The sequence below is a fragment of the Pseudoalteromonas sp. KG3 genome, assembly GCF_030436385.1.
GTDB lineage: Bacteria > Pseudomonadota > Gammaproteobacteria > Enterobacterales > Alteromonadaceae > Pseudoalteromonas > Pseudoalteromonas prydzensis.
The window spans coordinates 364697-377289 of record NZ_CP098524.1 but is presented as its reverse complement, the minus strand read 5'-3'; the positions used below and the strand labels follow the sequence as shown (position 1 = coordinate 377289).

At 40.8% G+C, this 12593-nt stretch carries 15 protein-coding genes; 6 read left to right on the top strand and 9 right to left on the bottom strand.

Annotated features, from left to right (window positions below; translation table 11 throughout):
- Window positions 1–61: 61 nt before the first annotated feature.
- Window positions 62–484 carry a sterol desaturase family protein gene (locus NDQ71_RS20175; protein WP_192541491.1) on the bottom strand — a complete coding sequence of 141 codons (423 nt, stop codon included), beginning with the start codon at window positions 482–484 and terminating at the stop codon, window positions 62–64.
- Window positions 485–602: 118 nt separating this feature from the next.
- Here NDQ71_RS20175 and NDQ71_RS20170 point away from each other — a divergent pair, with 118 nt between their 5' ends.
- Window positions 603–1124 carry an AraC family transcriptional regulator ligand-binding domain-containing protein gene (locus NDQ71_RS20170; protein ID WP_192541492.1) on the top strand — a complete coding sequence of 174 codons (522 nt, stop codon included), beginning with the start codon at window positions 603–605 and terminating at the stop codon, window positions 1122–1124.
- Window positions 1125–1175: 51 nt separating this feature from the next.
- Window positions 1176–1388: a helix-turn-helix domain-containing protein gene (locus tag NDQ71_RS20165; RefSeq protein WP_192541493.1), complete on the top strand. Its 213-nt coding sequence runs from the start codon at window positions 1176–1178 to the stop codon at window positions 1386–1388.
- Window positions 1389–1580: 192 nt separating this feature from the next.
- Here NDQ71_RS20165 and NDQ71_RS20160 read toward each other — a convergent pair whose 3' ends face one another.
- Window positions 1581–1865, bottom strand: coding sequence for a hypothetical protein (locus tag NDQ71_RS20160; protein ID WP_192541494.1), 285 nt, complete (start codon window positions 1863–1865; stop codon window positions 1581–1583).
- Window positions 1866–2088: 223 nt separating this feature from the next.
- Between NDQ71_RS20160 and NDQ71_RS20155 the strand changes: the two genes are divergently transcribed.
- Window positions 2089–2340 carry a type B 50S ribosomal protein L31 gene (locus tag NDQ71_RS20155; protein ID WP_192541495.1) on the top strand — a complete coding sequence of 84 codons (252 nt, stop codon included), beginning with the start codon at window positions 2089–2091 and terminating at the stop codon, window positions 2338–2340.
- Window positions 2341–2342: 2 nt separating this feature from the next.
- The gene (ykgO, locus tag NDQ71_RS20150; RefSeq protein ID WP_016706761.1) at window positions 2343–2483 is read left to right on the top strand and encodes a type B 50S ribosomal protein L36; all 141 of its coding nucleotides are present in this window, start codon (window positions 2343–2345) and stop codon (window positions 2481–2483) included.
- A gap of 50 nt (window positions 2484–2533) precedes the next feature.
- Here ykgO and NDQ71_RS20145 read toward each other — a convergent pair whose 3' ends face one another.
- Entirely contained in the window at window positions 2534–2923 is a 390-nt protein-coding gene (locus tag NDQ71_RS20145) for a cytochrome b562 (RefSeq protein WP_192541496.1), read from the bottom strand.
- Window positions 2924–3071: 148 nt separating this feature from the next.
- On the opposite strand from NDQ71_RS20145, the gene NDQ71_RS20140 reads away from it, so the two are divergent.
- Both NDQ71_RS20140 and NDQ71_RS20135 read left to right on the top strand, forming a co-directional pair.
- Window positions 3072–3350 (top strand): hypothetical protein, encoded by a 279-nt coding sequence (locus tag NDQ71_RS20140; RefSeq protein WP_301563023.1) that lies wholly within the window; start codon window positions 3072–3074, stop codon window positions 3348–3350.
- A 2-nt stretch (window positions 3351–3352) separates the two neighbouring features.
- Window positions 3353–4150, top strand: a complete 798-nt coding sequence (locus tag NDQ71_RS20135; protein ID WP_301563022.1) for a substrate-binding domain-containing protein — start codon at window positions 3353–3355, stop codon at window positions 4148–4150.
- 61 nt (window positions 4151–4211) lie between these two features.
- Here the strand turns inward: NDQ71_RS20135 and NDQ71_RS20130 are convergent, their stop codons facing one another.
- From NDQ71_RS20130 to NDQ71_RS20105, 6 genes are all read right to left on the bottom strand, one after another.
- Entirely contained in the window at window positions 4212–5984 is a 1773-nt protein-coding gene (locus tag NDQ71_RS20130) for a sugar phosphorylase (protein WP_301563021.1), read from the bottom strand.
- Between the two features lie 62 nt (window positions 5985–6046).
- Window positions 6047–7267, bottom strand: a complete 1221-nt coding sequence (locus tag NDQ71_RS20125; RefSeq protein WP_064665063.1) for a hypothetical protein — start codon at window positions 7265–7267, stop codon at window positions 6047–6049.
- Window positions 7260–9002, bottom strand: a complete 1743-nt coding sequence (locus NDQ71_RS20120) for an HAD-IIB family hydrolase (RefSeq protein WP_192541505.1) — start codon at window positions 9000–9002, stop codon at window positions 7260–7262. Before NDQ71_RS20120 ends, NDQ71_RS20125 begins: the two co-directional genes overlap by 8 nt.
- 409 nt (window positions 9003–9411) lie before the next feature.
- The gene (locus NDQ71_RS20115; protein WP_225736567.1) at window positions 9412–10596 is read right to left on the bottom strand and encodes a uracil-xanthine permease family protein; all 1185 of its coding nucleotides are present in this window, start codon (window positions 10594–10596) and stop codon (window positions 9412–9414) included.
- Between the two features lie 50 nt (window positions 10597–10646).
- Window positions 10647–11276 carry a uracil phosphoribosyltransferase gene (gene upp, locus NDQ71_RS20110; RefSeq protein WP_064665066.1) on the bottom strand — a complete coding sequence of 210 codons (630 nt, stop codon included), beginning with the start codon at window positions 11274–11276 and terminating at the stop codon, window positions 10647–10649.
- Between the two features lie 316 nt (window positions 11277–11592).
- A complete protein-coding gene (locus tag NDQ71_RS20105; RefSeq protein WP_301563020.1) occupies window positions 11593–12564 on the bottom strand; it encodes a Gfo/Idh/MocA family protein in 972 nt (323 codons plus the stop codon).
- Window positions 12565–12593: the final 29 nt, after the last annotated feature.

The window sequence follows — 12593 nt, the reverse complement described above, 5'->3', positions numbered from 1 at the left end:
ATAGGCTCAGGGGTTATCAACGGCTACTCATGGCACTTTTCAGCCTTTCATAAATATAGAGCTATTCGTCATTTTCACTGGGTTTTATTCGATGGCTCGGGTAACCGAATAACACCCTGCTCTTTTCGCTAAAATTTGTTGCTGCTTGTAGTTGTTTTAGCATTATCCGCCATTGCATCACGCTTATCGTCCAAGGGTTTACGCTGTCGCAATGGCCTATGATGCCGTACTGGTTTTGTTCTTTGTCGCGCTCTGCTGCGAAGGTGCCAAAGAGTTTATCCCACACGATTAATACCCCGGCAAAGTTCTTATCTATATAACCTTTGTTGATGGCGTGATGCACGCGATGATGTGAAGGCGTATTAAAAATATGCTCAAGCCATCCTAACTTACCAACTATCTGAGTATGTACAAAAAACTGAAAGGCTAAGTTAATCGCAACTATCATGAGCAAAAATGTTGGTTCAAAACCAATAATGATCATAGGCGGCCAAAATTTAGCATCACAGTTAATCACATAAACTAACTGACACCTTTAACCAATTATTAGCACTAACATAACGGGAATATTGCTGGCAGACTTGTGGTAAAGTGACAAGTTTTTGTCTTTAGGCGACACTCATGGGTACAACTTCAGCTATTTAATTAAATCTAGCCGTGATTTAGCTGCTGCTATTGATTCTTTATTACACTACGACACCCTAGTTGCGGATATTGGCACAGCCAAATTTAGCCACAATACTGAGGTTGCAACAATATGTTGGACACCCAATCAACAGTGTTCAGAGCAGGTGGTTCTTCGCAATATGACAGCTTGGGTCGCTGTGGTACGACATCTATTAGATCCGCATCTTGCCCCGAGCTGTTTACACTTAGAGCACTCGTTTACTCAGCAACAGTTACAGCAATTAAGTGATTGGTTTGGTTGTGACGTTAAAGGCGGCATGACTGTCAATAAGATTGATTTCCCACATGATTATTTGCAGTTTAAATTTTCCAGTGATAACCCACTAATGCACCACGCCTTAGTGCAACTATCGCAAGAGCAATTAGCCGATATTCAAGCCGTGCAATTGGTATCACAACGTGTATTAAATATTTTAATGAGCAAACAAGACTTATAAGGGGTTGACCAACAACGCATTGCCAATGCATTAAATTTAACCCCAAGGACATTGCAGCGAAGGTTAAAAAATGAAAACTGTACGTTTGCACAGCTGCGCGATCAAGAACGAAAACGACGTTATGAGTTATTGGTTGAAGGTCACAGTTTGGGGGCAATTGCAGCTATACTTGGCTTTAATGAACAAAGCTCTTTTAATCGAGCTTTCAAACGCTGGTATGGGTGTGCGCCTAAAAAATTTAAACTTAATGATGCCGACAATTAAATTTAAACCAGGCTAAATTTAAATTTCAAACAAATAACCAGTGGCCACTGACAACGCGATTTCAATGAGTTTCATTACTCCCAGCTGTTCAATAACAGCTAAAAGTGCAGCATTTGGATCGGTAATAATAGCAAGGAATACAAATTGCCTGATAAAGATTAACTCAGAGGCAATTTATCCAATATGTAAAAGTTACTCTTGATGTTCAAACTGGCCGCGATATACTTCAAAAACCTTCAATACGGTATGCTGCGCTTTATTTAAGCCATCAAACCACGCATCAAAAATTTCATCATCATCTTGCTCACTTAATGCTAAATATTGCGCAAGTAATTCCACAATATCGTTATGCGTACAACTTAACGGATCTATTTGTTGCGCCAATACACTGTGGTCTCGCGAGCGCAATGTTTCCATCACACCTTGATCGATTTCTTGGCATTGCTCAGTAGGGTGTTCTTGAGTAGGTTCATTCATTATTATTTGCTTCCTTAACGCGGTTACATATTATTTATAACAGGCTAATTATCAATAGCTAGTTTTTTTGATCTGACTGCTTATTTTTTAGTTAAGTTGGCCAAATTAGCATCATTTCGCTACTTTTTTGCCTGCTTAAAATAGTATTTGCAAAGGATTCCTATTTACTATAAATTACCGTTATACTATCACATAACATAAACTTTTTAGTAAAAGGCTTTTTATGAAACCTAATATTCACCCTGATTACCAAACCGTTGCCTTTCATGACACGGCTGCCGATAGTTACTTTCTTATTGGTTCAACAATTAAAACGGAACGCACCATTGAGCTTAATGGGAAAACTTACCCATACGTCCCTATTGATGTGTCAAGTGATTCGCACCCATTTTATACCGGCAAGCAAAAATCTGTAACCACTGATGGCCGTGTGGCCGCATTCAACCGTCGCTTTAAAAACTTAGGGAGCAAATAAGTATGAAGGTCTTAAGTTCATTGAAAAGTGCGAAAAACCGTCCTGGTTGTCAAATTGTTAAGCGCAAAGGACGTGTGTTTGTGATCTGTAAAGACAATCCACGTTTTAAAGCAGTGCAAGGTATGAAAAAGAAAGGTCGTTAATAGATCTCTGATACAACTGTGTGCGCCTATCTTAAGGCGCACACAGTACTTTACTTACTGAATAGCAATTCCCAAAAACCTGGTGGCTCATGCAGTTTATGATATTGCTTACGTAAACCATCAATGGCTTTCAATGGCCCTTTAGCTGCTGCCAAGCCTTTTTCATTAGCCAATTTTTTAGCTAATTCCGCTTTTGCAATCACTTTATCTAAACCTTGCAGTGACTGCTCGGCTTGTTTGTGAAACGTCGCGGATTTGCTACGTTTAACCAAGGTAATAAACTCATCGATCGCAGTATTAAATTCAGGTAGTTGAGTTGCTTCTACACTGTGTTTATAAGCAAGTCCCATGTTTTTCATATGAGCTTCAAGGTCAAAATCGTCGCTAGCCAATATACTCGGGGCGCAAAACAGTGCCACAAGGCACAAAAATACTTTCATAATAATCCTAATAGTTACAGCTCAAAAAGATGAAAAATCATTATACACTCCAGCAGCTATGAATATAACCTTACCCCAAGTGTGGTTAAAATTAATTTTGTGTTAGAATTCGCTTTTGATGATGTGAAGTGTTTTGGGTTTAGAACGAATGCGAAGATTAAAAAAACAATTTCTGATTTTCTTGTTGTGTTTAATAATTAGCCCTTCTAGCTTTGCCAAATTAAACATTACCTTTGTAAATCCGGGGTTTGCAGATTCATCTGATGAAATAAATACAACTGGTAACTTTTGGTTCAAAGTATCTAAGATTATGCGCAATGCGGCGGATGACTTAGATATAAACTTGCACATAAAATACGCGAATCGTAATCATATCTTAATGAAAGAACTTATTAGCCAGGCAATTAAAGACAAGCCGACTATTTAATTGTGGTCGATGAAAAAAGCGTTGTCAGTAAATACTTAGCAAAATTAAATACTAGAAATATCCCTATTTATTTTTTATATAGCCGACCTGCTATCGGAAAATTTATATCGTTAAAACGTGAAGGCGTTAATATTATTGGCAGTGTCATACCAGATAATTATTCTGCAGGCAAAACTCTAGCACAACAGTTGCTTATAGAACACACAACAACATCGACTCAACCAGCTAATATACTCGCTCTTATCGGTGATTATACAACGCCTGCATCGGTAGAACGTGCTGCAGGCCTAACTGAATTTGTTGAGCAACATGAAGATATAAACTTTATTGGAAAAGAGGTTGCCAATTGGTCTGAACAAGAAAGCTATGTAAAAACGTTAGCGTTTATGGAGTTTGCTCCTGAGATCAATATTATCTGGTGCGCCAATGATGCTATTGGGTTTGGTGCAAAAAGGGCATTACAAGCGCACAATAGTGCACATAAGGTCATTGTTGGTGGGATGAATTGGGACTCTGCACCAAAAGGTATCGAAGCGTTGGATATAACATTGGGTGGCCATGTGTTATTAGGCGCCTATGCACTCATTAATATCGCTGATCATCATAATGGAAAAACTCAAACTTCACTAAATCATTCATCGTTGGCCATCTTCAATAACCTTAATGCTGAAATTGTATCACTTGTAAAGCACATAAATGAAACTGATTTAGCTAACATTGATTTTGCTCAATTTAGTAGAATGGCCACAGATCCGCAGCCATTTACAGTAGATAACCTCGCCAAAGCCCTTAATAAATAACACTGTAAAGGGGATTTACAGCCCTTTACAGTAACTGTGCCGCTTTCACTAAACTCGCTAACTATTTTCTATTCGATAACCACAGCGGCTGATAAGGCGCAAGCTCAATACTTTGTTGCCCCTGATTAATTTCCTGTGCAGAAATAAGTTCAAACCACTGCTCGGTATCAATTAAATTCAGATCCGCGAACAGCAAAGTCTGCGGTTCATCACTAATGTTATAAACACAAAAAACACTCTGCCTACGGTCTATGCTTTGACGCCAAAAACCAAATAAGGCGCCAGTTAAATGTAAGGTAAATTGCGTGGCATTTGGGTGAAAGGCGTCTTGCTGTTTACGAATAGCTAGTAAGTTATTAATTTGAGTAAACACGTGATAATGATGACTTGATTGATCAGCAAGCTTTTCTAACAATGCGGACTCTTGCCAACGATGACGATTAATACAGCGGTTATGCAGGCTATTTTCAAAGCGATCATAATCATTGGTGGTACCCAGTAAGCTGTGAATATAAAGTCCTGGAATACCTTCAAGAGCAAACATAATAGCGTGAGCACAGGTGAAACGCTGTAACCCCCACTTATCCACGCCTTTGTGTGTGCCTTGTAAAGCATCAAATAGCGCAATATTAAGTTCATAGGGTGAGCTGGTGCCATTATTGGCAGTGCGCATTGACACTTTTCCGCCAAAGCGACTAACCGTATTAACCATTTCCCCCAATTCATCCTCGTCGAGTAGCCCTTCAGCAGGACGAAGGCCAATTCCATCGTGAGAAGCAATAAAATTAAAGTAGGCAGTACCATTTTGCGCTGGCGGCATACTCATCATCCAATGCTTGAGTGCTTTACTGTCTCCACTGAGTAAGGTATGTAATAACAAAGGAGGCAATGAAAAGTTATAAATACAATGGGCTTCATTGGCATTGCCAAAGTAAGATAAATTTTCACGATTTGGAATGTTTGTTTCAGTAATTATTATTGCACTTGGCTCTATATGCTCTATTAACGTTCGTAGCAATCTGATCACTTCATGTGTTTGCGCTAAGTTAATGCATGAGGTATTCAGCTCTTTCCACAAAAATGCCACTGCGTCAAGACGGAATATCTTTACGCCATTATCAAGATAATGACGAATAATACCGACAAACTCATTAAGTACTAATGGATTGGCAAAGTCTAAATCGACTTGATCTGGGCTAAATGTGCACCAAACATGGCGTTCCCCTAGCGCCGTTTGCACTGTATTAAGTAACGGCGATGTTCTTGGTCTAACTACCTGGGATAGATCGTCATTTAGACTCGCTGTTTTAAAGTAGCTGAGCCCAGGCTCTTTGCCTTGAATGAAGTTTTCAAACCAACGGCTGCGACTAGAGCAATGATTGATCACTAAATCAGCCATTAGCTTAACATCTTGAGCAATACCTTGAATATCATCCCAACTGCCTAGAGATTCATTCACCTGCACGTAGTTCATTACCGAAAACCCCTCATCGGAGCTATAGGGGTAAAATGGTAAAATATGCAGCGCGTTAATCGTTCCTGCGCATTGGTTTTTCATAAATCGATGCAGAGTATGTAACGGCGGTTCACTCGGCACGGCAACCGCCTGATCAGCATCGCGATAGCGCATAATTGAATCGCCATAAGCAATCAAAATAACATCTTGCTGATCCCAACGATTTTTATGGGGCGTTGGGTCGCGCACTGGGTCATCCCTTAACATAGTAGTGATCAACATACTTGCGAGCGCATCGATACTCATACATAAGTCAACCCCCTCATATATACTGGTTAGGTGTTGTTCAACCCGCTGCTCAAATAACGCCTTACTCATTACCCTACCCCGTTGTTTATAAAAGTTTTTATTATTTATCCGTCTTTTCTGCTCTAATATCGTTATGAAAATTCTTTATTATCCAGCTCTACCGCTTCTTCTAAGCGCGCAAAAACATCTGGCATTGCTGATGCAACACGGTTCCAACTTGGCACAAACGGCGCTTCCATTGGGTGCTGTAAAAAGTGCTGCCCAGCATTCATGATGTTTTGCGCAAACATTTCGACTGCTTTTTCTTCTTGGTGAATATCAAGTTTTAAGCCATTCATCATGGCATCGTTATGATAGGTTTCGATAAAATCCAGCGCGATACGATAATAGGTTGCTTTAAGTGAGCGAATAGTTTCCGTGGTAAACGTTACCCCTTGCGTGGCTAATTTACGAAACAGCGCTTTAGTGATATCAATCGACATTTTTGATAAGCCAGCCGCTTGATTATCCAGTGACAGTGCTTGGTGTTTATGATCGTAGTTATCCGCTATATCAACTTGGCAGAGGCGGTTATGTGAGTAGTTGCGATACATTTCAGACAATACGCCAATTTCTAAGCCCCAATCACTGGGAATGCGAATATCGTTTAATACATCACGGCGAAACGAAAACTCACCTGCCAATGGGTATCTAAACGAATCCATGTATTCTAAGTAATCAGTGCTGCCTAAAATGGTTTTAAAGGAGCGTAAAAGCGGTGTTACTAATAAGCGTGAAACGCGGCCATTAATTTTACCGTCCGCCGTACGCGGGTAAAACCCTTTGCAAAACTCATAGTTAAAACGTGGGTGAGCAACAGGGTAAATTAACCGTGCTAATAAACTGCGGTCATACGTTAAAATATCACAATCATGCAAGGCGATAGACTCAACTTTTGCGGTCGCTAATTTATAACCCATGCAATACCAAACATTGCGCCCTTTACCAAGCTCTCGTGGTGCAACGCCTAGCGTTTGCAATTCTTTATCAAGCGCTTGCAAACGCGGCCCTTCATTCCATAAAACGCGGTGATGTTGGCCAAGCTCAGCAAAAAATTGCAACGCATGGCGATACTGGCTTTCATCGGCTCTATCTAACCCAATTGTAATTTGTGATAAATAAGGCACATGTTTTAGTTCTTTAACGATATTTTGTAGCGCTGAGCCTTCAAGCTCACTGTAAAGTGAGGGTAAGATCAAACCCATTGGCCGCTGCTTTGAAAAACTAAGCAGTTCAGCTTCTAGATCTTCAAGCGGTCGATCAGCAATATTATGTAATGTGGTTATGATGCCATTTTGGTAAAAATCAGCCATGTGATTGCTCCTGTTTGGACGCTAGTTGCGCTTTGATAACACTTAAATCTGATACTTCGTCGATCCACCCTTGCGGTGCGGGATGTTCACTGAGTAACCAAGGTTTTTGCGCTAACTTGGCTTTTGCTTTACTTGCTGGGTTATTGATTAAAATTGCAATGTCGGCTTCATCAAGCATCGCCATATCGTTTTGACTATCTCCCAATGCAATGGTGGTAAACGAATAGCGATAATGCTGCTTAAATTGATTAAGTAGCCAATTTTGAGCTATGCCTTTATTAGTTCCACGGTTAAGGTGGATAAAACGCCCGCCAATCAATACTTCATACCCAAGTGGCTTTATTGCTTCTAAAAAATCAAGTAATTGCTGCTCTGTCCCTTGCCAGAACAATGGATCAGAATATTCACGAATACGCGCAAGTTCACTTTGTTCAACACTCAAGCCGGTGATTTGACTCACTTCTTGCACAGATAACTGACTAAATAAACGATAATAAGCACTAAACTCGTGAGCGTGCGTTTGTAGCTCGTGCTGTAATTGTTTGCTGCTAGGTGATAATGCATAACGCCAATGCTCATCAAGTTCGTCACACCCTATTGGTTTAAGGTCAAAGTAAAACTTAGGAATGTAAACTGCGGCGCCGTTTTCAATTATAAAAGGTTGGTTATGCCCTAATGATTTTTGTAATGCGTTTACCTCAGCAAAGGTTTTACTGGTATTAAACACCACGGTAATACCCGCACTGGTTAGTTCAGTTAAAAACGGTTTAATTTCATCACAGTGGTAATCATTATGATCAAGTAATGTACCATCTAAATCAGTAAAAATAAGCGGCATCGATGTGTCATCGGCGCGTAATTTCATTGACGCAATATCACGTGATTTATCTAACGTTAGTAATGCATCTGCATGATCTGGTAAATGAATGAGGTTTTCTCTGGTAATACGTTCAAAGTGAGAGATAAAGCGTACTAATTGCTGCTCATCAAAGGTGCCTTTACCCGCTCCTTTTTTATTTAATAACTTTTGTTCTTGCTCTAACCGCCAGCCATAGACATCTGCAAACGATGGCGCTTTTAGCATCACTGTGTAATCAATCATGGCGAATACTTCTTGGTATTCGTTAGCTAAACAGCTATTCACGCAACGGCGCCAAATCCCGTCACTGTCCTCTTTTTCTTCTAATTCATTCACGGGTTGATGTAATTGATACGGCTGCTGCGCTTCGCTGCCTACACACCAGCCTTCAAAAATGATGATGTCTATAGGCTGATCGGTGACCGGCCATAATGATTTTTCAATCGGATCATCTGTTTGCTTATCAAATTGAGGCAGCGAAACACCGGCTTTACCTTGTAATAATTCACTAAAAGTGTGTTTCATTAAGGCTGTATCGTGTGTACCTGGCACACCACGCGTTGCAAACAAGGGATGAACATCTTTCGCTAGTTGTAAGCGATGGTCGCGGCTGTGATAAAAATCATCTATCGATACTGCAACACTGTTAAACGTAGTATTACAATTAAACCAGGTAACTAAAAAGTCAGCTAAGGTAGATTTTCCTGAACCTTGACAACCATTTATGGCCACCAGCATGGGCCGCTCTGTTGATTTCAAACGAAGAATATCTTCAGCTAACGGAGCAAAATACTGCTCACTTAAATATTGATATTTAAGGGGTAGCTGATGCTTTGCTAAAAACGGGGTAATATCCACAATATTGGCCTCTTGTATAAATACCCAAACCACCTCAAGATGCGAGCGTCGTTGGAATTAAAAGCGATTTAGGCAAGGCATTGATTGCAAGTAATAGTGGTTCTATTATTCAAATCAATAACGCAGTATAAATCGCTTTTAAACCAACCCAATGGGCGTTTCACAGGCACTTACTCTCATCGTTGTTACTTCTTAAAAGGGACTGCCATTCTTACAAAGTAACGCCTTGATATTAAGCCCCTGTGAAACGCTGAATTCTGCATAATGAGGCGGTTTGGGTATCTGCTCCTATTCAGTATGACACTGTTAATAGGATAAATGCAGTTAGTAGACCACTATTTAAATACCTTTACTTTTAATGGGTTAAAAAAATAGCGCATTTAAAATGCGCTATTATGGTGCAATACAATGACTGTTTGGGCAGTTATTAAGCAGGCTTTTCAGCCTTTGGTAACACTAAATTAAGTACAATACCTAAAATTGCGCACAAACTAACACCTTGCAGGCTAAATTCACTACCACCGATGTGCATACCGCCAATACCACACACTAAAATTAGTGCCACAATAGTTAAATTGCGCGGTGCAGTGAGATCTTCGCCCGATTTCATTAATGAATTTAAACCCACCACCGCAATTGAGCCAAACAGCAAGATCATAATACCGCCCATCACAGGCACTGGGATGGTTTGTAAGCCAGCGCCCATTTTAGCCACAAACGCTAAAATGATGGCGATAATAGCCGTCCACATCATCACCTTTGGATTAAAGTTGCGAGTTAACATTACCGCACCGGTCACTTCTGAATAAGTGGTGTTAGGCGGGCCTCCAAAAAGTGATGCTGCAGTAGTCGCTAAGCCATCACCAAACAAGGTGCGATGTAGGCCTGGCTTTTTCAAATAGTCTTTATTGGTTACTTGGCTAATCGCCATCATATCGCCAATATGCTCAATAGCAGGTGCAATAGCAACAGGCACCATAAACAGTATCGCCTGCCATTTAAACTCTGGCCAAGTAAACGCGGGCATGGCCAACCACTGTGCATTTGTGACCGCATCAAATTGAACAATCCCCATCACTAAAGACACGCTATACCCTGCTACAACACCTGCTAGAATAGGAATTAATTTAAAGACGCCCTTGCCCCACACTGCAAAGATTAAAGTAACTAGAAGCGAAAATGCCGCCACCCAAATGGCTTGCTCATAGGGGATAAGCTGTATTGCACCATCGCCACTTTTACCCATTGCCATGTTCACGGCAACGGGCGCTAGCGCTAAGCCAATAACCATGATCACCGGGCCAACAACTACCGGCGGTAAAATTTTATGCAGTGCCACAACGCCTTTTAGTTTAACTAAAATACTTAACAGCATATATGCACCACCCGCCGCCATTAAGCCACCCATGGTTGCAGGTACTCCCCACATTTGTACACAAGCAATAATAGGTGCGATAAATGCAAAAGATGATGCTAAAAATATTGGCACTTGGCCTTTAGTAACAATATGAAATAGTAATGTGCCAATACCTGCGGTAAATAACGCAACATTGGGATCTAAACCAGTAAGCAGTGGCACCAAAACCAAAGCGCCAAATGCAACAAACAGCATTTGCGCCCCAGTTAGAATTGTTTTAATTGAGAAGGTCGAGTTATCCACGTTTACACTGTACCAAAAATTTTATCGCCCGCATCACCAAGACCAGGAATGATATAGCCTTTTTCATTTAGGTGGCTGTCTAGTGAGGCGGTGAAAATTTCCACATCAGGGTGAGCAGCAAGGGTTTTTTCCACCCCTTCAGGCGCCGCAACTAAAACAATCACTTTAATTTCTTTACAGCCGGCTTTTTTAAGCATGTCGATAGTAGCGATCATTGAACCACCGGTGGCGAGCATAGGGTCGATCACTAAGCTTAAGCGCTCGTCAATCTTGCCAACTAGTTTTTCAAAATACGGGATTGGCTCTAAGGTTTCTTCATTGCGCTGTAAACCAACCACACTAACTTTAGCGGCAGGTAGTAATTGCATTACGCCATCCATCATACCAAGGCCTGCGCGTAAAATTGGCACTACCGTGATTTTTTTACCTTTGATGTGTTCAACATCTAATTGCTTGCCATCCCAGCTAGTGATTGCTACTTTTTCCAGTGGTAAGTTCTTAGTCGCTTCATAGGTTAGTAATGTACCCACTTCAGATGAAAGCTCACGAAAGCTCTTAGTACTAATGCCATATTCTCGCATAAGGCCAAGTTTATGTTGTACAAGTGGGTGATTAATTACATGAATAGTCATAATAGCGCCTAAAAGAAAAATAAATTGCGCTTATTTTAGCTTAAAAGATTCCATCAGACTGCAAAAAAGCATGATCCGTGCAATAAAAAGGTTCATTTAATTGCTCTGATGCAGTAAATTGTCTTACTTAGCGCAATAATTGTTATATTTTAAGTAACGGCACTACGCTAATCGCTTTTCTCACTAACCGCTTAGTGCTCTATAAGCATCCAGAACAAAGTAAAGTCCAGCAAACAACTTTAATAAACTTCCACCATCGCTGGCTATGCTACGCGCATTACAACATGCTTTTGGCGTAGCAATAGCTGAACACTGATCACTGCTGTAAAATTTGCTCCATCACCCAACTGGTATGCGTTGCAGAGTTGCCCGTTGATGGGTGTTCAATGCTATTTAAAAGTGCTGCAGCTAAATTTTCAACATGATGCTGCTGAATATGAACTGGGTTTTCTATGTTGTACTGTGTTTCACCTTCATCGGTAACAACCGTAATGGCTTGTTCATCAAAGACACTAAAGCTTATTTCGCCCTTTTCACCATAAACAGTCACAACATCGAAACGTGAAAAACCACCAAAATTCCAGCTGCCAGAGCCAGTAATGCCATTTTTATGCTGCCAACAAGCCGTGATTGCATCAAACGCGTTATATAAATTTTGTTGATTACCAGCTAAGCCTTTTACATGTTCATAATCACCAAATAAATAGCCAAATAAATCCAAGCCATGGCTGGCTAAATCATCAAAATAGCCTCCAGGCGCTATGGCTTTATCTGTGCGCCAATTATAGTCACCTGATCTATCTTGCTCGCTGGCCGCCTTACTCAAGTGCCAATTAACATGACGTACTTGGCCGATTTCGCCAGAATCTATAAGACTCTTTATTTTATTAAAACGCGGTAAAGAGCGACGATAATACGCCACATACAAAGGAATATTTTTACAATTAAACGCCTCTAAAATAGTTTCACTTTGCGCTAAAGTGGGTGCCAGTGGTTTTTCAATACAGCACGGCTTGCCCGCAGCCGCCACTTTTAGCGCCAGTTCCAAGTGACTATCTGGTGGTGTGGCTATATACACAGCATCAATCTCAGAACTTGCGATCAATTCATCGGCCGTTTTAAATACCATAGGCACGTTATGGCGTTTTGCGTAATCCTCAGCAAGTGCGATATCTCGTCGAGTAACGCCTTGTAGCACAAAGCCTTCTGTTTGTTGATATGCAGGGCCACTTTTCACTTCAGTGACCGCACCACAACCAATCATTCCCCAGCGGACTTGCTTCTCCATTTTTTGCTCCTGCGTCTGTATTGATTGAT